This window comes from Bartonella sp. B35(2025) (assembly GCF_053794465.1).
Genome location: NZ_CP200035.1, coordinates 1,173,707 through 1,197,891 on the forward strand (window position 1 = coordinate 1,173,707; position 24,185 = coordinate 1,197,891).

The following is a 24,185-nucleotide window of genomic DNA, read 5'->3' on the forward strand; positions in this document are numbered from 1 at the left end:
GCCATCCGTAAAACAGGCAGCAATATTTGCGCAACACCGATATCACTGATATTTTAGGCTCCAACATCACCACTATATGGTGATACAACGTATTGATCCTCTTTGAGAGATCCCTGCTTTTGCGCTTTTATAGCAATTTTGTGAATGAGTGATGCTGGCAAAGGTGAATAACGTAAGAGATCGAGCATAATATCTGCAGTTGTGAAATTTTGCATCAATGGAAGCAGCTGCATGATAACAGAAAACGTCCGCTCTTTTTCATTAAGGCTTGTCGGTGCATCATCGACAACGATATCATATTCTAAACTAGTAATCATTTCCCGTGTTAATGGAACATATTGAGCATTTTCATCACCAGCGATACGCACCAATCGTCCATCAGAGAGATAATTTTGAATAAGATAAAGAATAATTTTTCCCTGTCGTTGCCGATATCGCCGCAAACCATCAAAGAAAGAAGCCAATAGATTGAGCGACGATTGACGGCGTTGTTCTTCAAGAATTCCTGGTTGGTTAACTGCACGTGTTCCAATGAATTCAGCAGATAATCCTGTCACCTGTGTAATTGCACTTTTTGCTTCATTAAACAGCTGAAAAAATCCTTGAGGGAATTGTGCAACAGGTTTAGGCTGGATTCTTCCACCAGAAACAGCTCCACTTTTAAGCCAAGTAATGCTATCAGCTCTAGCCCAACTTTCTACGGCTTGGCGATCATCATCAAAAGCATCGCGTTCAGCCATAACTCCACCTTTTGATTGGCTATTGAGAAGATGCATAACTTGACTAAAATATTTATTAGCCCACCGTTGTGGATCTTTTGTTGGTTTCACAATTCCATAAAATTGTCGGCTCAGCTTATCAAAATATCCGGTAATACACTCCCACCCCAACTGATTAGGAGGTACCAAGGGTTTATCGGGTACTTCTAATAATTTTTTTCCCAAAAAAGCGCGTTTAACAATTTTTCTTGTTAATCTTGTTGCTTGAACAGAAGGAAAATATTTTTTTAAATTCTGGAATTCCTGCTCAGAATAATCGGTAAATTTTCCAGTCTGTGAATCAAGAATTTTATAAACAACTTCGCGTTCAAACCATCTACATTCAGCCAAAGTAACCATTTTAGGTTTTTGAAAACTTTCACCACTATAAGCATCTCCGTAGCTTTGGGTATCGCCATTATTTGCTGAGTACAAAAATGTATGATGTTGAACCCAATCAGCATTAAGATCACTCCAATGAACATTAGGAAACATTTCCTGAGCGAGTGCTAAAGGTTTTTCATCAATATACCACACGCGCTGTGCATCAATAAGATTCGGTTTCACCGCACTGGAATCCCAAACCATTTTCATTGGATCCAGGCGTGCAATCACTGGTTTTCCTTGCGGATTTTCTTCATAATCTAATCGTGTATCTGTCCAGCCCATACCACAAATGATTGCATCTTGAAAAGCATCAGAATCTTCATATTCACCATCAGCTTCATCACGAAACCACTCAGCAGCTCCGGTGAGAATCTCATTAGCAAAGGCAGCACCTTCTTGTCGTGGAATGAATTGTACTTGTCGTTTATTATTGCGCTCTGCGCCAATCACCGCATTCACTAAAGGAGCAATACGATTAAAAGTCATAATAGGTCTGTTTTGTTCTTGCAACACGGCGAGATCTTGCTCATTCCATTGCCGTCCATTATAGAAATCATAATCTTCTTGGGCATTTTTTCGCCATTGTTCGACATGAACAATATCTTCTCGATACCAATTAACGAGTTTTTTAAAAAGATTTTGATATTCCAGTGTATCAAGTAAATCAAAAGAAGCTGTAGAACTATACATTAAAAAGCCATCCATGAAGTTTGAGAATGGTGATAAGAACGATAAAGATTTTTTTGTGGTCGGATTTTTGGCTGTTCATAAGCCACACACATGAGTCCGAAACTATCGGCACCATGACTTGCCCAATCATGCTCAGCACCTAATCCGATATTGCGCTGTTCATCGCGTTTTTCATGATACCACGCAAGTGCTTTTCGTCCAGCTTGTGTTGTTGCACGATTAAACCATATAGCAGGAAACAATCTCCTTACGGCTTCGATACGCATTTTGACAGCTCCCGCTCCTTGATTGGGAATAACTTTAGTTTGAAACCCAGCTTGTTGGAGAGCGCTTTCAAAACTCACATTATAAACGCGATCTTTGGTTGCCCCATCATGGGGCAAGACCATTAAAGCCTTGTCATATCCTCTTTGGAGCACCCACCCGATATGCTCTGAAAGAGGTTGTCCTTGTGCTTCATAATAATCAAGGACACGAATTTCATGTCCAACAAACTGTGCAACCCACAAAGCAGTAGCATCAGCCTTTGCTCCTGTTCCTCCAATATCCCAAAAGATTTTGATCTGTATCAATGGATCACGTGGAATAGTAGTAATACGTCCTTCCTGCTCAGCTTCAAGAAGTGCTTTTTGGTAATAAGAACCTTGAACAGATTGAATATATTCACCTTCCCAGATATGGTTATATTGTTCAGGTCTTTGTTTTAAATCCATCTTACGATCACGGTTAAGTTTTTCAGGAAATTGGGGATTATCACGCCAATTGATTTCAGCACCTTTTATATTTGGATCATTTACATTGCGGAAACGTTTTTCAACGGGTGCATTTTCACGGAGAGGATTCCATGTTACCCATAATTCAGCATTCCAATCTTTCCCTTCTTCACGCAGTGTTGGAATGAGAGTTTGCCAAGCCATCTCAGTGACAGGTTCAGCTTCATCAACCCAGCAAAGAAACACCCTTCCCATCGATTTAATACTTGAGATATTACGATCAAGACCTGCAAAAACATAAGCGATACGCCCATCTTTTGACCTTACATATTTATCACCAATTTCGTAATAATCTTGTAGAAAAGAATAGGATTCAATAGCACGTTTAATTTCTTCTAATGAACTCTCATTGAGTGAATTTTGAAATTGTCTTGCACACAGGATAATGCCTCTTTTTCCTGCTTTTCCATGTTGATAACCGATCACTGCAGACATCAAAGCAAAGGAACGCGTTTTGCCAGATCCACGTCCTCCCCAAGTGGCACGCACATCAGCTTTTCCAGAAAAAATAGGGATCAATTTTGGAATGAGAGAAACTTGAGCAATAGTCATTGTAAAATCTCATGCTTGAGAAATGGTATTATTTTTTATTTTGTATTTTTGTGTACTCACTCAAAAACTATTTAGAGAAAATCTACTTGATTTTCTTTTTTGATCACGCTGCTATCTGAAATACTGTACTAATTTTACTTTTTTGAATGGTGTAGCAACACATTGCCGCACAGCATGTGTCCTTATATATCACAGAAGACTTTTAAATTTTGCATGAAACTTGATTTGTGTTGCTAAGAGCATCAAAATCATGAAAAAATATCATTGTTCCCCTCAAGCATCACATCCTCAGGTATATCTCGGCCCCCAAATATTACAATCTCAGGTATCGTATTCCTCAGGCATAGCATTCTTTGAGACTACTGGTACAATCTCTATACGCGAAATTGTTTTGACATCACTCCCAGTTTCTTCAGTAATTTGTAAAGGCAAAACCTTTGCAAGAAGCGAAAAAAAAGGTATAGGATTGTTAAGTGCATGATATTGAAGATAAGACACTAGCCCATCCTCCCCATAGTGATATCCAGCTTGCTCAGCAGCTGTAAGAAGAGCTTCATTGAATCGTCTTGTTGTTTTATTCAACGAACCTTTTGACCGCCCTTTACGGCGCAAAGGAAGGCAGCGTTCACCTGTCACCATCATGCTCCTTCAAACAGATAAAATCTTATGATATGAAAACCAGCAATAAAATTCTAAGAACAACCCCACTAAATGGTCTCCTTAATGTAAACCTGCGGTACCTACTTCCCAAGAAGAACATCTTCTCGAAAACATCTCTTATCGATTACACAATAAAACTTAGAAAATGAGTAAATTTATAAAAAGGAGATTCAGGAACTTAAGTATCTAGAAAAATATAAATGACCCAATATTGTTCTATTTTGTTCCGTTCCGTTCCGTTCTTTCTGCTTTGTCAATACTATTTCATTTTTCTGACTAAAACATACAATTCCGATTGTGACATTATCATAGCCGTTTAGATTTACCTTGTCAACCATTATGTTCTTATTATGCTATTTTGAGACATTATTGACTATTTTTCATGTTCAGGCACAAAAACCAATCGATCACCTTGTTTTGTAATTGTCACAGTTGTGTCATCATGAACTTTTCCAAATAAGATGCTTTCTGCAAGAGGATCTTGAATTTCTTTTTGGATGATGCGTTTAAGAGGACGTGCTCCATAGAGAGGATCATATCCTTTATGAGCAAGGAATTGTCGTACTTCTTTTTCGATACGCAAAGTTATTTTTCGTTCATTGAGCAAATTTTGTAATTGTTGTATCTGAATATCAACAATCGCTTCCATATCGTGACGTTGTAATCTCTGAAAAAGAATAATCTCATCAATACGGTTAAGAAATTCAGGACGAAAAGCTGCTTTTACCACATTCATAACATCATTTTTTGCATGATCCGTCGTTTGTCCTTCAGGCAGAGCAGTTAAAAACTCAGCCCCCAGATTTGAGGTCATAATAAGCAAAGTATTGCGAAAATCGACGGTTCGTCCTTGACTATCGGTTAAGCGCCCTTCATCAAGCACTTGCAGCAAGAGATTAAAAATATCAGGATGTGCTTTTTCAATTTCATCAAAAAGAATAACCTGATAGGGTCTTCTGCGAACCGCTTCGGTAAGCACTCCCCCTTCCTCATATCCGACATATCCAGGTGGCGCCCCAATCAAACGTGCACCGGCATGCTTTTCCATATATTCCGACATATCGATCCGTAAAATTGCACTAGGATCTTGAAAGAGAAAAGCAGCAAGCGCTTTAGTTAATTCGGTTTTTCCAACACCTGTAGGCCCTAAAAACATGAAGGAGCCAATGGGACGATTAGGATCTTGCAGGCCAGCACGCGCACGACGCACAGCTCGAGCTACAGCTTGAACAGCTTCATCTTGTCCAACAACACGTGTACTAATTTCATCTTCCATACGCAATAATGCTTCTCGCTCTGCTTCAAGCATACGATCGACGGGAATTCCCGTCCACCGTGAAACAATCCGTGCGATATGTTCAGCAGTTACAATTTCTTCAACAAGATTATTTTTTTGATCATCATTTTCAGCAATAATCAATTGTTTTTCAAGCTCAGGAATAACACTATAAGCGAGTTCACCAGCTCTTTGAAAGAGTCCATTACGCTGTGCGATAGCCAAAGCATTTCGTGCATCCTCAAGCTGTTTTTTCAAATCAGCAGCATATCCTAATTTTTGTTTTTCAGCCTGCCAAGCACTTGTCATCTCGGTAGATTGCTGTTCCAACGTTTCGAGTTCAGCTTGTACAATTTGTAAACGCTCTTTTGCTGTTGGATCAATTTCTGTTTTTAAAGCTTCTCGTTCGATTTTTAACTGTAAGATTCTGCGATCAATAGCATCAAGTTCTTCCGGTTTTGAATCAACTTGCATACGTAACCGTGCAGCAGCTTCATCGATAAGATCAATAGCTTTATCTGGTAAGAAACGATCAGTAATATAACGATTAGATAAACGAGCCGCAGCAATTAAAGCACTGTCTGCAAGGCGCACTTTATGATGTTGTTCATATTTTTCTTTTATGCCACGCAAAATAGAAATTGTATCATCAAGTGTTGGCTCAGGTACAAAGACGGGCTGAAAACGACGAGCCAAGGCAGCATCTTTTTCAACATATTTGCGGTATTCATCAAGTGTTGTAGCTCCTACACAATGAAGTTCTCCGCGTGCAAGAGCTGGTTTTAGTAGGTTGGAAGCATCCATAGGACCATCAGATTTTCCAGCTCCGACAAGGTTGTGTAATTCATCAATAAACAAAATGATTTTACCACTTTCGGCTTGCACTTCTGCAAGTACAGCCTTTAAGCGTTCTTCAAATTCACCGCGATATTTTGCTCCAGCAATAAGTGCCCCCATATCCAGTGCATAGAGTTGCTTATCACGTAAAGTTTCAGGCACATCACCATTGACAATACGTAGTGCCAAACCCTCAACGATTGCGGTTTTTCCCACACCTGGCTCCCCAATTAGAACAGGATTATTTTTGGTACGTCGTGAAAGAACCTGGATAGTCCGGCGGATCTCTTCTTCACGCCCAATAACAGGGTCAAGTTTTCCTTCACGTGCATCTTTAGTAAGATCCCGTGCATATTTTTTTAAGGCTTCATATTGACTTTCAGCATGTGGGCTTGTTGCTGTTTTACCCTTACGCAAAGCATTAATGGCCTGATTAAGAGCTTGTGGAGTTACGCCTGCCTTTGTTAAAATATCAGCTGTTTTGGCGGTTTTTTCTGCGGTCAAAGCTTGTAACACACGTTCCACAGTTACGAATTGATCACCAGCTTTATGTGCAAGATCTTCCGCCATAGCAAAAACTTTAGCCAACGGTTGTGAAAGATAAAGCTGTCCATTCCCGCCTTGTACTTTTGGCAAAGCATCAAGCGCTTCTTTGAGAGCATTTTGAATAAGAGATAAATCACCCCCAATTTTTTGAATTAAGGAAGCCGCTAACCCTTGAGAATCATCTAACAATACTTTGAGGAGATGCTCAGGCATAAATTGTTGATTATCAGAAGAAAGAGCGTTGTTTTGTGCTGTTTGTAAAAAACCTTGAAGCCGTTCACTATATTTCTCTAAGTTCATCTTTTTTCCTTTCGTGACTACTGCTGCACTTCAACTCTCCAAGATATTTTGTAAAAACCGACCACGCCACACAAAACACTGTAAGCGACATAGCATGAAAAATAACCGTAGTGCTAAAATAAATATGGGTTCTCACAAGAATGAGTGCAAGGAAAAAATACCGTAGTAAAAAAGGACAATAGCAAATAAAACTTACTACAAAAAGAACTATAACCAATAAACATAATGGAAAAAATCCTAGCAAAAAAGGGAAAAGAAAGCATGATTTACAAGATTAGTGGCAACACGCCCTGTCAAAACAGCCTGCTTTAAATGCATAGCCTTTCACTCAATGCCGAATATTGCCAATCTCAATACGCCTAAATCTTTTATTCTTCTTCGTCAGTTTTTTGCAATGGTGGTGGCAAGATATAAGCACCAGAAAGCCAACGATTTAAATCGATCGCTCGGCATTGTGTTGAACAGAAGGGATAAGTATTTTGTTGCGACATTTTACCACAGACTGGACAAGGATGCGGAGGGCGGAGTGTTTTTGTCGATTGTTCGCACAGCTTTGCAAATTTCTCTGATAGCCCTTCCCCCTTTTTTTTCTGTTTGAGGTATTTCATCAACTTTACCTATCAATGAATTTCTCTAATGTGTTGCTTCAGACCAATTGGTAAGAACTGGATAGTGATACATTGTCAGGAGATCCATTGTTTCAGCCAATGGCAACCCAACTACATTGGAATAAGAGCCAGCAATATCAACAACAAAAGCACCGGCTTTTCCTTGGATAGCATAACCACCAGCTTTTCCTTCCCATTCTCCAGAAGTAAGATAAGCCTTCATCATGGGAGAGGTCAACCGCTTAAAACGGACACGGCTTTCAACCAATTTTACAGTTGTTTTTCCACGTTCATTCAGCGCACAAATGGCGCCATACACTTTATGAGACCGTCCTGATAGGAAACGCAAACATTCATAAGCCTCATCTTCTCCCTCTGGTTTAGGAAGAACAACACGCCCAACAGCAACTACAGTATCCGCAGCTAAGATTATAGTTTTCTGCACTGATACATCTTCTTCACTATTTTGATTATACCATAGTAAAGTTTCTTGTGCTTTAAATGCCTTTGCTTTTGCTAAGCGCTTTGCAAGATATGCAGGATGTTCTCTTAATTTTGGTGTTTCATCAATATTGGTTGCATAAACTTGATGAGGATCAACACCAATTTGCCCTAAAAGAGCCAAGCGACGTGGCGAAGCAGAAGCAAGGACCAATTTGATTTCCCCCAAACGGGGTTTCTTTAAGTAGCTTTTCTCTATGATTCCCATTCCCAACCCCCTCAAAATGATTTTAAACCATCAATCAATTCATTCTCACCTCACCTAAGATCTTTTTGTAATACACTCATATCTTTACGAACAGGCTCTGCACATTCGATTTTACATATTTACTTGATCATTTTGATTTTTTTTTGCCTTATTTAAAACTATTTCAATCTTTGGGAAAATATACAAACATTTTTAGAAAAGCATTACAATTTTCACAGAAAGCAAAAACCTACTATAATTGATCTATTTATAACGGTATGTAATCCGTCCTTTTGTTAAATCATAAGGAGTCATTTCAACCATAATTTTATCACCTGCCAATACACGAATACGATTTTTGCGCATTCTCCCAGCAGTATGAGCAATAATCTCATGATCATTTTCCAATTTCACGCGAAACATCGCATTAGGGAGGAGCTCAGTTACGACACCAGAAAACTCCAAAACTTCTTCCTTGGACATAAACAATGATTTCCTTTATAACTTGTACATTAATCTTTATAATTTACGCATCTACTTTTGTGCTGCGGATTATTTTTTAGCGTTCATACCCTATTTTCTTAAGTTTGTGAACAAAAATTCAATAGGAAAAAACTATATGAGTGATAATTTCAGAGTCATTTTCTAATTTTACGTAAAATACCATAGCAACACAACATAGAAAAAAATTCAAAACTTCTTCTTTGAACAAAGACTTCATTCTTTTGATAAAGAATATTTTTTATAATTTATACATTAATATAAGGCATTTTCTTTTTATGGCTGCTCGTATCACATTTCTCGTATCACATTTATTGTTTGCTTTAATAATCTAAAATAGCCTAACAACCTCAAAAAGCTTTAATATATTTTTTATTACAGATATTTTATCAGAAGTTTTTTATGGAAAGCTTTTCCGGTTTTTATCGATACTGCAAAGATATGACCATACACTATACGCAAATACACCATCTCACTACTCTTTAATTCACCCATTAACACATTTATCACTCTATCTTATCACCTTACTTTCTCAGCCATTCTTCACATTATTCCTTATTTCACTCTTTTCTTCACGCCGACCTTCATTTACTTTTTGTCTTACCCTATCACCTCACCTATCATTCTCACTTTATCACTCTACTCTTCATTGTACTTTTTATTCTCCCTCCACCTGACTCTTTCCCATTCTTCAACCCATCTCTATATATTATATTCTTATATTGTATTTTCTACATTGTTATCACAGCTATTGTAGATGCGTTTATAACATCCAATCTTTTTATTTTTCTCTTTTTTAGATTATTATTTACATTTTCACATTTCATTATTTACATTTTCAAATTTTTACGATTACACAGAAATAAGGCAAGCAAAAAACCTTTATAATGACACTTAATCCGACAACATTTTATCACCACACAAAACAATGTCTTATAAAAAACTACCTTTAAATCCTACAGCCCATTTTTTAGAGGAATTTGATAAATTTACTGTTGCTATCAAAGTTTTATGTTTTTGTAATATTGATATCTTGATAACTATTCGAGCAGTTCAATAAAAATACGAAAAAATATTTGCTTTAGCTTTTAGATTGTTATGCGCTTCCCTATATTTTTACATACGCAATACATATTTTAGGATACCATTGTTTTAAATCTATTCATCTATCAAAAGTATCATTCTTAAAAACTTTATCACGCCAATAACAATATTTTTTACCTCATCAATCAATAAAGAAAGCTAGCATACAAAAATCCACCTAGCCCCTTCAATTAAAAAACAGTTTTACAGAAATACAGAAAAGAGTATAAAAGAAAAAACGATAATAAGTTTTTAAGTCTATTAATTAAAAATCTTCCCTACAGGCATGTAAGACAGTATCCCCGTAAAGAAAGCAATATTGCCCTCTCAGGATGGTGTTTTACAGCAAAAGACCCCTACCCGCTGACTCTTCCACACAAAATATGAAATGAATATTCTTCGATATTTTTTAAAGAAACAATTCTTTCTTGAACTTAAAAACATACGCAACATTCTATAGTCTATTCATGTCACCTTTATATTGCATAATTTAAATGCGTATTAAATTAATATTATTATATGTTAATAACATGTTGGTAATATACAGAAATCGTATTAAAGATTTCGTAGATATTTATTGGAGCAATATTTGTCATAAATAAAATCTAAAATCACAAATATTACAATCAATAATACTTTATCTAAAAAATTACATCAGTAAGTTTTAATAACCGAAAAAAAAAGAGCGATCTGTCATAGAAATAAACAAAAATTTGTCGCTTGATAATAAAGAATGGCAAAAAAATTTTCTGAAAAACTATTCAGGAGATAATTAAGAAGTCAGACATTCAGAGTTTGATAAGAACTGATGGTCGCAATGTTATTCAAGCACGGATTAAATTATATAACTGGATAGGATGTAATTTTGATGATATAGAATTTCAGTCTTTTTCTCGCTTAACGACAACTGAGAAAGACACTCTAATTTGTATCTATTTTAACCATGTAACAATTAAGAAATTTCTTCTGGCCTATATGACCGATTCACAGGATGAAACTACTATTCTTAAAAGAATATAAGAATTTTAGGGATTCTCTTGCTGATTTTTTTGCTGATCGTTTAAGCCTGATGTTTTTTATTCAGATATGTGGTTATACTGCTAAAACTCTTATGTTTGAAAATTATACCCTTGATATTAGTAATATTCACTATGGGTTTAATGAACATAAAGCCCCAACTTCTAAGAGAATTATTAGACCAGATAAAAAAATAAAAGATGAAGATCTCACTGAATTGGATAAGCATGATTTTAACTTAAATTTAATTAATAAAGCAGTTATGCAAGCAAAGTCTGCTTTTCCTAAAATAAAACCTCTTCGTGTTGGTAATGATAAAGCATATGTATTATACATGCACCCTTTACAGACTATATTATTGCACGAAAATACGGATCGCACTCAATGGTTAGAGATTCAAAATTTAGTATATAATACAACTTATCAAAAACACTTTATTTATAATGGATCTTTAGGACTTATATAATGGCATTATTTTGCGTGAGCGTGGATTTATAACACCGGGCGTCCATTCTGCTGACAGCAACATATTACCCTATATTCATTGTGCTGTTTTTTTGAGTACACAAAGTGCTTTTCCTGCTTATAGTGAATACAGCAACGGTATTCGTTATCAACTAAAAGAAACTTCTGATAATGCTGAGGATACATCTCGTTGTACTTGTTCTACAATGATTGGAATGAAGAAAAATCAATTTAGATCTCTAAATTATGATCCAAATTTAAAGAATAAAGAAGTGCAAGATTATAGCATTTTTGTCATTTCAACCTGTGCAAGATGATAAGATACCTATTAGAAGAGGCTATGATTAATAATCTCCATTACCTAAGATCGTGATTAGCAACAAACTCAACTGAAAGCATTCTTCACAGTAATACTGGATTGATATATTTAGACTAAACAAAATGATGTGAAAGCTACTATTGTCCGATATTGAGATAATTTACCTTTCATTGAGCTTATAACCTGTTTCATTACCTTAATTTGTACAGCTCCATTACTTGCACATACCACCAATACTGCACCGCACATACCCTTAACATTTATACTTCATCATCTCAACCACTTTTTCATACATCACGCCTCAGCTGTACGGGATTATCCTGTAAAAGTCTATAATGAGATAAAGAGAGCGATACATAAAGTAAAAAAAAGAGTTGACCTTACCTCTCTAGCTAACTTCTCACTTCATTTTTTCAGCTAATCTTCCTCCCTCATCTTCCCATTTAGCAAATTAAGCTATTAAATTCCTTAAGGAATTGATGTAAAAAAGCAATTATTTTAAGGTATATACCTTGTTTTACTATCAGATCCAAACTTTACTATTCTGATAACTATAAAGCTTTGCTATCTAAGAATGTTACTTAACAAATATACTCTTATCCTACTTCTTAGATTCACAAAAACAACCTATATATTCGTTTACCCTGATACTCACGTATTAATCAAAATAACAACATAATTCAAATTAACTCCACATTTGGCTGGGCAATTTTATTATCTTTTGTAAACAAAGAGAACTTCTTATCCCTTATTTTGTACTTAAAATCTGTGATCCTATTTAAAACTAAATTGAAAAAATTGTTATTCTATATCAATTAACTTTGCAAAGAGAGCATAAGACTTTTAAAGAATAAGAGGAAGGAATCGCCTTGAACACTTGAAAAGGATATAGGATGACGAAAAAATCATGTGATGTAGCGATTTTAATGGGTAGTCAGTCAGATTGGCAAACGATGCGCCATAGCGCAGATATTTTAACTTGTCTTGGTATTTCTCATATTTCACATATTATCTCTGCACACCGAACTCCTGATCGACTTTACCAATTTGCAAAAGGTGCAAAAGCTGCAGGCTTTAAAGTATTGATCGCCGGAGCTGGGGGTGCAGCACATCTTCCTGGAATGTTAGCATCCCTCACCCCACTTCCTGTTTTTGGAGTTCCAGTGCAATCACAGTCTTTATTTGGTCAAGATTCGTTGCTTTCAATTGTACAAATGCCAGCAGGAATACCAGTTGGTACATTAGCAATTGGCAAAGCAGGTGCTATTAATGCAGCGCTTTTAGCAGCAGCGGTTATGGCGGTTTACGATGATAATTTAGCACAGCGTTTACAAGACTGGCGCCAACAACAAACAGCCAGTGTCGCACAAACCCCTACAACTGAGGTTTAAAATGATACAACTTTCAAACACATCACCCACATCTGACACATCGCCCGTATCTGATACATCGCCCGTATCTGATACATCACCCGCATCTGACACATCGCCTTCATCCAACATGTCAACTTCGAGAAGCACAATTGGTTTAATAGGGGGAGGGCAATTAGCACGCATGTTGGCAATAGCAGCTGCAGAATTGGGATTTCGAACGGTTGTTTTTTGCCCTGAAACAGATTGCTCAGCAGCACAAACAGCTAATGAGCATATTGTTGCTTCCTACGACGATTATTTAGCAATAGATCATTTTATTTCCCTATGCGATATTGTGACCTATGAATTTGAAAATCTTTCGCTTCAAATGGTTCAATATATAGAGCAAATTAAGCGTGTTTGTCCCTCCTCCAAAGCACTAGAGATCGCACAAGATCGGCTTTTTGAGAAACAATTTTTAAATGCACAAGGCATTCGTACAACATCATGGTATGTTGTTGATGACCGTTTATCTTTGATTTCAGGACTTTCAGCGTTTGGTGGACGCGGTCTTTTGAAAACACGGCGTTTTGGCTATGATGGAAAAAATCAGATAATATTGGATCGTCCAAGTGAATCAACTATTGATGCAGCCTTAACAGCTTTTCAAGAACAACCTTCAATTTTGGAAGAAATTGTACCCTTTTTATCAGAGATTTCAATCATTTCAGCACGCACACAACAAGGAGAGCATACTTTTTATGACTGCCCTGAAAATCAACACAAAAGTGGCATACTTTATAAAACATTTGTGCCCTCTCGTGTTCCACTTTCCGTGCAAAAAGCGGCACAAGAAATAAGCGTAGCAGTAATGGATGCTCTTCAATATGTCGGTGTTCTTTGCATTGAATTTTTTGTATTAACAGATGGCAATCTTTTGGTAAATGAATTGGCACCTCGCGTACATAATTCTGGCCATTGGACACAAAAAGCGTGTGTGACTTCACAATTTGAACAGCATATCCGTGCAATTTGTGGGCTTCCTTTAGGTAGCACATACCGCCATAGCGATTGTGAAATGATTAATCTTCTTGGTAAAAATCTCAATGATTTTAAATATTTTCTGACACAAGAACGCACATCAGTGCATTTATATGGTAAAAAATCTGTTCAACCGACACGCAAAATGGGGCATATCATCCACTTAACGGGGTTAGCCACCAGACCTAGACAATAACGTATCTGAAAAACAATATATTTCAACAAACAACGAGAGAAATAAAACAAAACATTTTTTGAAAGAACTGCCCAAAAAATAAATTCTCCCAAAACACCACTTTCAAGTTTTATACTCTTCAAAAATCGTTACTTAAAGGACAATAACTCCCCTTTTGATTGAGGAAATAAGGATTCATTTCTAGTTTTTACTTTTAATCTTTCTTTAGTTTTATTGAAGCTTATAGGTAATGATTACTTGACAAAAATAGGAATTCTTGTTACATCCTCCGTGCGTTTTTCATTTATTTGTTTTGTTAGTATGTACTTTTTCTTTAAAAGTGTATTTTTTTATGATCATAGTGAATAAAGTATATAACATGATGTTATGTCCCAATCGTAATATTATGATATAACATGTATATTGCAGTAGATTTTGTGATACTGGAGTTGTAATATCGAAGTTGTGGTGTTGTAATTGTGACAGTGGAGTTATACATTGAGTCACGTAAATATGTATAAACGGTGAGTATGATGAAAATTAAAAATTCGCTTAAAGCACTAAAAGAACGCCATCGTAATAACCGTTTGGTGCGTCGTAAAGGTCGTGTTTACATCCTGAATAAAACTAATCCACGTTTTAGAGCACGTCAAGGTTGATCATTTTTATATCTATTTTTGTGGGTATTAAGTCTTTTTAGTCTCGTGAAGATTTATTTTTAGATACAAAGATCGATTTTTGATACTTTATCTTTTTGGGACTTGTTTTTATGAGGCTTTTTATCTTCTTAAAGATTCTACGATTGCAGAGTTTTCTTATTCTCCGGCAAAGTTTAATTACTTTTGCGAGTATTTTTTATTTGCTTTCTCCTGGATACAGTCAAAATCCTCCTTCATTATCTCTTGAAGATCCCTCCCCACAATTGCTTTTATCCTTAGATGATCTAATGCCAAATCATCTACCTTCAACACCTACTACACCTGATTCAGCAGTGCCTCTTCTTGAAAATTTTAATAAAGCACATCACCCAAATACTCACAGAGCAGAACAACATAAAGAAGCGGAAGTTTCGCGTTTACTGAAAGAATTGAAATTTTGTTCCAATGTCAATGAAGCGAAAATTATCAGTCAGCAACTTCAACATTTATGGTCACAATCAGGCAGCGAAACCATTGATCTTTTAATGCTGTGGGCTGAAAATGCGATTAATGCCGATAATTATGGTCTTGCTCTTGATTATATTGATAACGTTCTTGCTCTGTTTCCCACTTATGCTGAAGCTTGGATTAGACGTGCTTGGATTCATATTCAGCTAAGCGACTTCAAACTAGCTATGCTTGACCTCAGCCATGCTCTAAAAATTGAGCCACGCAATTATATAGCTTTTTTTGAGCTTGGAGTTACTATGGAAGCCACTAATCGCCTAAAACTTGCCATTAAAGCTTATGAAATGGCACTCCATTATTATCCACAAATGCGAAAAATCCAAAAGCGTATTGAAGTTCTTTTGGACAAACAATCACCACAAACACTTTAAAGTCTATGTTCAAGATAAAGAATATCAAGATAAAGAAATTACATTGAGATTATTTTATATCTAGCTGAAAATTTTAAACTGCTTTATAATGAGTGATGGTGTTCTGCGCTTCTCGACAGGAAACAACATATTCCTGAGACCTTATTGATTTCCAAGGGAGCTGTCCCTGAAAAGGCCCGTGGGCTTTTTCATATGGCGCCCACCTACTGCGTAGGTTCCCGGGATCGACCTTTTCCATCGGCTGTTGTGGATCACCATTTTTTTTGTCTACATTAAGCAAATCATTATGATTTTTCTTTGCATAAGCAAATTAGTATGCTCTTTTTTTAAGAGATTTGTGGGATTTTTTTAGTAATTTATGATAATTTACAGTAATCTATGGAATAATTAACTAACTAATGGTACAAAAAAAACAATATCCGCAATTTATTTTCCCTATTCGGTCACATTTACGCCAGTTAGGCTTGTCACAACGCGACGCCCTTTCAGCACAAGAACGTGATGTTTTTTCACACCATGCTTGTGCTCACTTAATACATTACCTTGAACGAAGAGGAAAGGGGTTTTCACACATGACTTTGGCAGGTTATTGGCCAATCAAATCAGAAATAGATCCCCGTCCTCTATTCGATACAGTAGCACTGCATGGTGGTAATTTAGCATTACCAGCAGTGCTTGATTCAACCACTATGGTTTTTCGTTCATACTCACTTAGCACCGTATTAGAACCTATGCGCTTTGGCACATTAGGGCCTGGAGCAGAAAATGCGATTGTTGTACCAAACATTATTATTGTGCCACTTGCAGCATTTGATAGTCAGTGTCATCGTCTTGGTTATGGAGGGGGATATTATGATCGTGCTGTTGAGGTTCTTAAAAAACAAGGGCATCAAGTTCATTTATTGGGTTTAGGCTTTTCATGTCAAGAAGTTGATTGCATCCCTCATGCAGAGCATGATCTGGTTATGCAGGGAATCATTACAGAAAAAGGTTTTTTAGAGTACTGAAGTGTGGTCGAATTTTCTATACGATTTTTATTTTCAGTAACATTGTAGGAATAACGGAATGCAAGACTATTTTTGAACAGATTCCACAGCTAATTGAAAAATGGCAACATATGTCAAGAAGTTGATTGCATCTCTCATGCAGAGCATGATCTGATTATGCAGGGAATCATTACAGAAAAAGGTTTTTTAAAGCGCTCAGGTGTGATTGAATTTTTTATGCGATTTTTATTTTTAGGTGATATTGTAGGAATAACGGGATGCAAGGCTGTTTTTGAACAGCTTCCACAGCTAATTAAAAAATGGCAACTTGATTTTGTTGTAGTAAATGGTGAAAATGCATCTGGTGGTTTTGGTATTACACAAGAAACTTATCAAGACCTTTTAGCAGCGGGAGCTGATGTTGTAACAACAGGCAATCACGCGTTTGGATGCAGAGAAGCATTACAATATGCACGTGAAAATGATCGTTTTTTACGTCCAGCTAATTTTGCTCAAGGTACCCCTGGGAGAGGTTCAGATATTTTTACAGCTAAAAATGGTGCTCGTGTTCTTGTCGCGAATGTTTTGGGAACTGTTTTTATGCCATGTAAGGTAGATGATCCATTTGAAACAGCCGAAAAAATTTTGTTAGCCTGTTCTTTGACTGAACAAGTTGACGCAATTATTTTTGATTTTCACGCAGAAACCACCAGTGAAAAACAGTGCTTTGGTCATTTTCTTGATGGCCGTGTAAGTGTTATTGTAGGAACCCACACGCATACTCCCACAGCTGATGCACAGATTTTAGAGGGTGGTAGTGCCTATTTATCGGATGCAGGGATGTGTGGTGATTATAATTCATCTCTTGGAATGGATAAAGAGGAGCCTTTACACCGCTTTCTTTATAAAAAGAAGCAAAATCGTTATGAACCTGCCCGTGGTCCTGCAACACTTTGTGGCTTAGCAGTTGAACTTTCAGATCGTACAGGTTTAGCAAAAAAAATCTCTGCGGTTCGTCTTGGACCACATTTAAAGCCTGAAATTCCAGATTTTTGGTAGCTTTCTCAAAAAAAAATTCTTCTCAGGAAACACCTTCTTCAGCACCCCTTCAGGGATGGTTACTTTTTGGAAATACTATCTAAAAAAGTTATCCTAAAAAACTTCACTCTAAAGATAGTGATTCTATCAAATGATTTTTCTCTTCAAAATTATTATATTAAAAATAAATTATTGATAATATTTCCCCTATTTCATCAGAATTTTTCTTCTCTATAATACTTAAAAATTCCCTCTTTTAAAGAAAGATAAGCTTTTAACAATATTCTTAAAAAAGAATACTTTCTTAAAAAATATTTGTAAGAATATCAAATATTTTAAAATAAATGAATATAACTTCATTGATAATTTTGATTTAAATAATCATCAATATATGTAATATGATTGTTAATATATTTCCTTATGAGGATATGAGGTGACCATCATAAATTAAACTCATGTACGATATTCGCTAACCACTGAAACTATTGTTACAGATTATTACTTTCAGTTTGGTAAAATACAAAATTGTAAACCACTTTTATAGTTAAATCGAAAGGTTGTAATGGTTAGAATAATAAGAATAAAAGACATTATACCCTAAAGAAATATAATATTGGTTTTGGTAAAGATTTAAGAGTTATTGCTGTGCAAAAGAAATACGAATTTACGGGTATAAAAATAAATTACTATGATCTTACGCTATACCAGATTAAAGCTTCTAGAAATTTTGGAGATATTCGAAAAGGAGATATAGGCGGCTGGATAGAAAAAAGCAGTAACCTGAGCCATAATGGTAATGCTTGGATTTACCATGATGCCAAAGTTTATGGCAATGCTAAAGTTTATGGTAATGCTTGGATTGGAGAAAATGCTACTGTTTTTGGCAATGCCAGTATTTATGGTAATGCTTTTATTTTAAGCAATGCCAATATTTCTGGTAATACTCATGTTTATGATTATGCAAAAGTTTTTGGTGATGCTAAGATCTATGGTAATGCCAAAATCTCTGGCTATGCTCTTATTTCCAACAACGCCAAGATTTATGGCTCTTCTAAAATTTCTGGTGATGCTACTGTCTCTGGATACGCTAGAGTTTTTGGTAATGCCAAAATTTCCGGTGATGCTACTGTTTCCGGCAATACCAAGATTTCAGGCAATGCTAAAATTTACGACAATGCTCAAATTTCTGGTGATTCTTGGGTTGGAGAAAATGCTACTGTTTTTGGCAGTACCAAGATTTCAGGCAATGCCTTTATTTTCAGCAATGCAAAAATTTCTGGGAATACCAATATCTATGATTATGCTTGGATTGGAGAAAATGCCACTGTTTTTGGCAATGCAAAAATTTCTGGTAATGCGCAAATTTCTGGTAATGCCAAAATTTACGACAATGCTCAAATTTCTAGTGATGCAAAAATTTCTGGTAATGCGCAAATTTCTGGTAATGCCAAAATTTACGACAATGCTCAAATTTCTAGTGATGCAAAAATTTCTGGTAATGCTAAGATTTTCGGTAATGCTAAAATCTCTGATAATATCAAAATTTCCAGCGATACCCAGCTTTCTACAAAAACAGACATTTTTTTGCACACTTATAGGGATCCGATCGCTCTTAGCTTTTTTGCAATTATTATTATTATAATAATCTACTGGATTATAGTTTATAGCAAAAAAGAAAACTAATTTTTTAAAAAGTATTATTCTAGCTCAATATATCTTTTAGCATAGAGAGTGAAAAAATATAACTTCTTTGTTACAAAATATATTTCTAACAGCATCTATTTTTCACAAGCTATAAGTAAATTTACCGTCTATAGATGTATTCTCGACAAATCAGCTTAATGACCAGAGTATCTCTAAATCTTATAAATTTGATAATCTATAAAAAATAACCAAAAAAATGCCCTGAAGATATTGGCTACGAAGCAAAAAAATAAGACCTACCTAGAAGGTACAGGTGATAAGAAAATATAAAACAATAACCTATGAAAAAAAATAGCTGAAAGTAAAAGAATATCTTCTGCAACCACCGTTGGATAACTAAGATTCGTAATCCAATAATACACCCTGTGATAAAGTCATTGAATCTCAATAATTATCGATTTTCATCATAGTTTAAAGAGATAAATACTTTTTTGAAGTTTGTTGCGTAAAGCAACAGTCCTATAAGCTGTATTAATGCCTGACAAGCTTGTGTTAATAGAAAAAAGAGAGACTCTTATAAATTAGAGTATAAACCTAAAGAAATAATTATCTCAAAAAACACATTTTTGTTCAAACTGTAAAAATTTATTAACGATACAGAACCCTAAACACGTTTAAAAATATCATAAAAAAATACTGAACATAACGGTAAAGAAAGTATTTCTTTAAAAAAATTACTCACTAAAAAGATTACTCTTTAAGAAATTATCTTTTACAGAAGCTTTATCTCAAAAACTTTTCTTTAACTTGAAACAAATACTTTTTGAAAGAAACCTTTTTTGAAAAGATTATTCCTTAAGAAATACTACCCAAAAGAAGAATCGATAAAAAAATAATTCCTAGGGAAGATTTTTAAAAGAAATTACCCCTGAGAGAAGATGCTGAACTCCCCCCTTCAAAGATAACTAAACTGTTATACGTTGAATTGTAGCACCACACTGAGCTAATTTTTCTTCCAACCGCTCAAACCCACGATCAAGATGATATACACGATTGACAACAGTTTCTCCCTTTGCAGCTAGCGCAGCAATAACAAGAGAAACAGAAGCACGTAAATCAGTCGCCATTACTGGAGCACCTTGCAAATTCTCGGTTCCGTAGACGGTTGCTGTCTGTCCATTGAGCTTTATCTGAGCACCTAAGCGTGTGAGTTCCTGAACATGCATGAAGCGATTTTCAAAAATAGTTTCAGTAATATGTGCAATACCCCAAGCACGTGTCATCAGAGCCATAAATTGAGCCTGCAGATCAGTTGGAAACGCAGGATAAGGTCCTGTTTTAATATCAACAGGTATTATTTTTGTTTTCCTCTGGTTTCGTTTAACATGAATTCCTGCAGGCTTTATTTCAATATCGAGTCCAGTTTTCTGGAGAACCTTAAGTACTTGGGTAAGATGGTTAGGATTTGCATTTTTAAGTAATACATTTCCACCGGTCATGGCAACAGCCATTGCGTAAGTTCCAGCTTCGATTCGGTCAGCAATAACACGTATTCTTGCCCCATTGAGTTTTTTAACACCCTCAATTATGAGAGTTGCTGTTCCCTCACCAGTTATTTTTGCACCCATTGCATTAAGAGCTTGGATAAGATTTGTTACTTCTGGCTCACAAGCCGCATTATCAAGAATGGTTTTTCCGTTTGCGGTTGCAGCTGCCATAAGCATAACATGTGTTCCACCTACAGTAACTTTAGGGAAACGATACTTCGCACCTTTCAATCCTTTTGGAGCTTTAGCATGTACATATCCATTTTCAATAGTGATACGAGCGCCTAAAGTTTTGAGTCCATCGAGAATAAAATCAACCGGCCTAGTTCCGATGGTACATCCTCCAGGCAATGAAATATAGGCTTCTGCACATCGTGCAAGCAGAGGTCCAATGACCCAAAAGCTTGCACGCATTTTTTTAACGAGTTCGTAAGGTGCATGTGTTGTCGTTATTTTTTTTGCAGTAAAATGAATTGTTCTTGAATCTATACAATCTCGGTGTGCTTTTTGCCCTTCGACAGCATATCCAACACCGTGATTATTCAAGATACGAATTAACAGTTCAACATCTGCAAGATGAGGAATATTGTCTAAAATAAGTGTATCTTCTGTAAGTAAAGCAGCAATCATGAGAGGCAATGCAGCATTTTTTGCCCCTGAGATAGGAATTGTACCTTTGAGGCTTTTTCCACCAACAACTTGAATAGAATCCATAGTGCTTTCACTCTTTCCCTTTGAGTTTCCCCTTCCAAAGACTGTGGCTTCTTGAGAAGTTATTCTTTTGCCATAGTCTTAGAACGAATCTTTGAGAAATTTGGTTGCAAAGATGCCGAAAAAAGAACAAAATTAGAAGTCCTTTTAGGATTCTTTTTGTAATCTTTTTCGATTTTGCTCTTTTCGGCGTCTCAGATTTTCGCGCAATTGCTGAGCTAGTCTTTTTTGGCGCTGTTTTGTTTTTTCGCCTTGGTGGTTAATTTTTTCTTCTTTTGTATCTTGATGCATTAGTATCATTGTGCAGCCTTTTGGGCAGTGTTGAACTTTTTCAAACCACGCATTTCAGTGATGTAAGGAAATTCTGTCATGACACAAGAATAGTTTTCTTGCAAGTATAGACAAATGCTCTCTTGCCTATTTTCCTACAATATGGCACAAGGCAGCGCAGAGATTGAAAAATGCTGCGGTAGCTCAGTGGTAGAGCACTCCCTTGGTAAGGGAGAGGTCGAGAGTTCAATCCTCTCTCGCAGCACCATTTTAGATGTATTTGTGCGCCTTCAGCATGATTCTGCTTTTCTTCTTCTAGTTTTCCTCACAAGCCTTATTTGTGTTCTCTTTGCAAGCGTAGTTCCTTCTCTTTTTATGCTCTCCTGACTCGGGCTTTTAGCAAATTTGGTTTCCACTTCCAAAAATGTTCCTACTCTTTTTTCATCCCTTATATCGGCATGCTTAATATAATGCACCATCATTTCCAAAGCTTCATTAAAACAGTTAATTTCACTTTCTAGCTTACGAATATAAGCTTCATCTCGATAAGCACGCTTAATCAAAGGTGGCATATCAGGCCAATAGAGCATCAAATCTACCCATTCACGTTGAGCAATCCATAAACCACCCTGACACTGTGCCTTATGCTCGTCGGGAAAGCCCTTTTGATAAAAATAAGGAATCAGAATTTCAGGTTTCTTAGTTTTAATTTCCAACAGTCCATTTACTCCAATAAAAGCATCAGGAGAAAAACCTTTCATACGATCATCAGCCAAGACAAACCCAACACATTCAGGTTCTGTGTGAGTAAGTGTACCATAGAGCTGCCGTGCACTTGGTTCTAATTCTGTCCCACGCCGCATAGAAAGTGTTGTCCCTTCTTCTATAATTTTTCCAGTAATTCTTTCCCCAGCAAGTTTCATCATGATGGAATAATACTTTTGAGTTTTTTGTCCTTGTTTTTTTCTTGCAATAACCATTTCAAACAAGGAAGCAGTAATTAAGCCATTGCGTGCTTGATACCACTCAGAAGTTCCCTGAACACAATCGATAATGATTGGCATAATATTTTACCCTCTCTCATATTTTGTCTTCCTCCCATCTTTGCACATTCCTCTTTTTTGAAATGCACTCCCGTATTCAAAATACTTTGCAACTAATCAATCTTAAGATTGATTTTTTTGCAGCTTATTGAAAGCATTTTTTGCTTGCTTTAGAGCAGCTAATTTTTTCTTCCTGATTTCGTAACAGTTCTTTGTGTACCACCATACATTAGAAAATCCCCTTCCTTTTCACATATTTTTTACAGAGATCTATCCGCTACTTTTGTGAGCAAAATGCTCACAAGCTTTAGGAAATAAATTTCCTCATATGGACACTGATCTCTTGAAGATTTTTTCCCTGAGTGTGTTTTCTAAACACACTTCCTACAAATCTCTGTATGCCTTTTTGCTTCCATAAAGCAATAATGCCTCCCCTTTTCTTAAAGCATCTTCTTGAGCATTTCGTATCTTGTTTTTAGAGAGCTGTCGACCAAATTACAAAAATTATCACGCTAGGTGTTCTTACATTCGTTGACTAAAATAAAAAAAATCCTCAATCATGTTGTTGAATAACGAGAAAATCATTTCGAAGATATTCTTTAGCCAAATTTTCTGCGACACATTCTGCAACTTTTTGTGATATAAAGAGAATCGCTTTATGTTTTTGTGGCTCAAGTCTGATTGTATTTTTGATGTTTCCAGCATAGTACAGCGGGATTCCCTGATAAACAGTTTTAAGATAGCTTGCCATGATTTATTACCACCAATAATCATTCAGCACATCACATGGACGTAAACGGTGTTGTTTTTCATACGAACCATAGAGACTATCTTCATAATTTCGTGCAGCTTTTTTATCTAAAAAGGTATGATAAGCATCGCTATTGAAAATAAATGGCTGGAGTTGTCTATCTTGTGCGTCAATTTCGTTATTTTCAACGTATATGCCGGCAAGTTGTTCACTAATATCGTCAGCATGAAGTGTTGCAAGATCAAGACGCAAAATTCTATGTACAGTGTCGCGCTCTTCAATAAGCTCAAGAACTTCTTCGGCTTGATCAATAGGTCCCTCATAAGTATCACTATTTTCATCATCGCAAAGAATGATGATAATTTCATCCTCTTTAACGAATGAAATATTTTTCATGATTTTTCTCCCTTTAGATAGTTAATAAAGCAATGCTTTATCTTGACATGATCAAATATAGCGTTAGTCTTATATCCTCTATGGGAGATATGTCAATGATTTTATCCTCGATAAAAGATATATTTTTAATCTTTACAATATTCAAACGGCATATGTGAATAAAAACTTGTCATACTTTATTCACTTTTTGTTCTCGTATTGTTCTCTATTTGTTCTTACTCAATGCAACCACCA

The 24,185-nt window shown here is 36.0% G+C and carries 21 protein-coding genes, 1 tRNA gene and 1 other RNA gene; 11 read left to right on the forward strand and 12 right to left on the reverse strand.

What is annotated here, in order from left to right:
* Positions 1–53 precede the first annotated feature (53 nt).
* The 7 genes from V4P56_RS04855 to infA form a co-directional block, all read right to left on the reverse strand.
* Positions 54–1,835: a portal protein gene (locus V4P56_RS04855; RefSeq protein WP_455481790.1), complete on the reverse strand. Its 1,782-nt coding sequence runs from the start codon at positions 1,833–1,835 to the stop codon at positions 54–56.
* Positions 1,835–3,160, reverse strand: a complete 1,326-nt coding sequence (locus V4P56_RS04860; protein WP_455481791.1) for a phage terminase large subunit — start codon at positions 3,158–3,160, stop codon at positions 1,835–1,837. The genes V4P56_RS04855 and V4P56_RS04860 overlap by 1 nt, the downstream gene beginning before the upstream one ends.
* A 321-nt stretch (positions 3,161–3,481) precedes the next feature.
* A complete protein-coding gene (locus V4P56_RS04865) occupies positions 3,482–3,799 on the reverse strand; it encodes a hypothetical protein (protein WP_455482666.1) in 318 nt (105 codons plus the stop codon).
* 394 nt (positions 3,800–4,193) lie between these two features.
* Positions 4,194–6,779, reverse strand: a complete 2,586-nt coding sequence (clpB, locus tag V4P56_RS04870; protein WP_455481792.1) for an ATP-dependent chaperone ClpB — start codon at positions 6,777–6,779, stop codon at positions 4,194–4,196.
* A 368-nt stretch (positions 6,780–7,147) separates the two neighbouring features.
* On the reverse strand, positions 7,148–7,387 hold the full coding sequence (yacG, locus tag V4P56_RS04875) for a DNA gyrase inhibitor YacG (RefSeq protein WP_455481793.1): 240 nt from the start codon (positions 7,385–7,387) through the stop codon (positions 7,148–7,150).
* Positions 7,388–7,412: 25 nt separating this feature from the next.
* Positions 7,413–8,096 carry a Maf family nucleotide pyrophosphatase gene (locus V4P56_RS04880; RefSeq protein ID WP_455481794.1) on the reverse strand — a complete coding sequence of 228 codons (684 nt, stop codon included), beginning with the start codon at positions 8,094–8,096 and terminating at the stop codon, positions 7,413–7,415.
* A 243-nt stretch (positions 8,097–8,339) separates the two neighbouring features.
* Positions 8,340–8,558: a translation initiation factor IF-1 gene (gene infA, locus V4P56_RS04885; protein WP_010702900.1), complete on the reverse strand. Its 219-nt coding sequence runs from the start codon at positions 8,556–8,558 to the stop codon at positions 8,340–8,342.
* Between the two features lie 2,092 nt (positions 8,559–10,650).
* On the opposite strand from infA, the gene V4P56_RS04890 reads away from it, so the two are divergent.
* The 10 genes from V4P56_RS04890 (at position 10,651) to V4P56_RS04935 (ending at position 19,272) form a co-directional block, all read left to right on the forward strand.
* A complete protein-coding gene (locus tag V4P56_RS04890) occupies positions 10,651–11,142 on the forward strand; it encodes a phage capsid family protein (protein ID WP_455481795.1) in 492 nt (163 codons plus the stop codon).
* A 10-nt stretch (positions 11,143–11,152) separates the two neighbouring features.
* A complete protein-coding gene (locus V4P56_RS04895; RefSeq protein WP_455481796.1) occupies positions 11,153–11,458 on the forward strand; it encodes a hypothetical protein in 306 nt (101 codons plus the stop codon).
* Between the two features lie 895 nt (positions 11,459–12,353).
* On the forward strand, positions 12,354–12,851 hold the full coding sequence (purE, locus tag V4P56_RS04900; protein WP_455481797.1) for a 5-(carboxyamino)imidazole ribonucleotide mutase: 498 nt from the start codon (positions 12,354–12,356) through the stop codon (positions 12,849–12,851).
* Between the two features lies 1 nt (position 12,852).
* Positions 12,853–14,049 (forward strand): 5-(carboxyamino)imidazole ribonucleotide synthase, encoded by a 1,197-nt coding sequence (locus tag V4P56_RS04905; protein ID WP_455481798.1) that lies wholly within the window; start codon positions 12,853–12,855, stop codon positions 14,047–14,049.
* A gap of 512 nt (positions 14,050–14,561) precedes the next feature.
* Positions 14,562–14,687: a type B 50S ribosomal protein L36 gene (ykgO, locus tag V4P56_RS04910; protein ID WP_004863016.1), complete on the forward strand. Its 126-nt coding sequence runs from the start codon at positions 14,562–14,564 to the stop codon at positions 14,685–14,687.
* Positions 14,688–14,797: 110 nt separating this feature from the next.
* A complete protein-coding gene (locus V4P56_RS04915; RefSeq protein WP_455481799.1) occupies positions 14,798–15,565 on the forward strand; it encodes a tetratricopeptide repeat protein in 768 nt (255 codons plus the stop codon).
* Between the two features lie 97 nt (positions 15,566–15,662).
* A non-coding RNA gene (ssrS, locus tag V4P56_RS04920) (6S RNA) lies at positions 15,663–15,822 on the forward strand.
* Positions 15,823–15,963: 141 nt separating this feature from the next.
* Positions 15,964–16,572, forward strand: coding sequence for a 5-formyltetrahydrofolate cyclo-ligase (locus tag V4P56_RS04925; protein WP_455481800.1), 609 nt, complete (start codon positions 15,964–15,966; stop codon positions 16,570–16,572).
* A gap of 216 nt (positions 16,573–16,788) precedes the next feature.
* On the forward strand, positions 16,789–17,610 hold the full coding sequence (locus V4P56_RS04930; RefSeq protein WP_455482667.1) for a TIGR00282 family metallophosphoesterase: 822 nt from the start codon (positions 16,789–16,791) through the stop codon (positions 17,608–17,610).
* 624 nt (positions 17,611–18,234) lie between these two features.
* On the forward strand, positions 18,235–19,272 hold the full coding sequence (locus V4P56_RS04935) for a hypothetical protein (RefSeq protein ID WP_455481801.1): 1,038 nt from the start codon (positions 18,235–18,237) through the stop codon (positions 19,270–19,272).
* 926 nt (positions 19,273–20,198) lie between these two features.
* Here V4P56_RS04935 and murA read toward each other — a convergent pair.
* Together murA and V4P56_RS04945 are read right to left on the reverse strand one after the other, a co-directional pair.
* Positions 20,199–21,494, reverse strand: a complete 1,296-nt coding sequence (murA, locus tag V4P56_RS04940) for a UDP-N-acetylglucosamine 1-carboxyvinyltransferase (RefSeq protein WP_455481802.1) — start codon at positions 21,492–21,494, stop codon at positions 20,199–20,201.
* Positions 21,495–21,638: 144 nt separating this feature from the next.
* Positions 21,639–21,791: a hypothetical protein gene (locus V4P56_RS04945; RefSeq protein WP_455481803.1), complete on the reverse strand. Its 153-nt coding sequence runs from the start codon at positions 21,789–21,791 to the stop codon at positions 21,639–21,641.
* Positions 21,792–21,954: 163 nt separating this feature from the next.
* Between V4P56_RS04945 and V4P56_RS04950 the strand changes: the two genes are divergently transcribed.
* Positions 21,955–22,029, forward strand: a tRNA-Thr gene (locus tag V4P56_RS04950).
* Between the two features lie 22 nt (positions 22,030–22,051).
* Here the strand turns inward: V4P56_RS04950 and V4P56_RS04955 are convergent.
* From V4P56_RS04955 to V4P56_RS04965, 3 genes are all read right to left on the reverse strand, one after another.
* The gene (locus V4P56_RS04955; RefSeq protein WP_455481804.1) at positions 22,052–22,825 is read right to left on the reverse strand and encodes a YqaJ viral recombinase family protein; all 774 of its coding nucleotides are present in this window, start codon (positions 22,823–22,825) and stop codon (positions 22,052–22,054) included.
* Between the two features lie 532 nt (positions 22,826–23,357).
* Entirely contained in the window at positions 23,358–23,555 is a 198-nt protein-coding gene (locus V4P56_RS04960) for a hypothetical protein (protein ID WP_455481805.1), read from the reverse strand.
* 6 nt (positions 23,556–23,561) lie between these two features.
* Positions 23,562–23,951 (reverse strand): hypothetical protein, encoded by a 390-nt coding sequence (locus tag V4P56_RS04965; protein WP_455481806.1) that lies wholly within the window; start codon positions 23,949–23,951, stop codon positions 23,562–23,564.
* Positions 23,952–24,185: the final 234 nt, after the last annotated feature.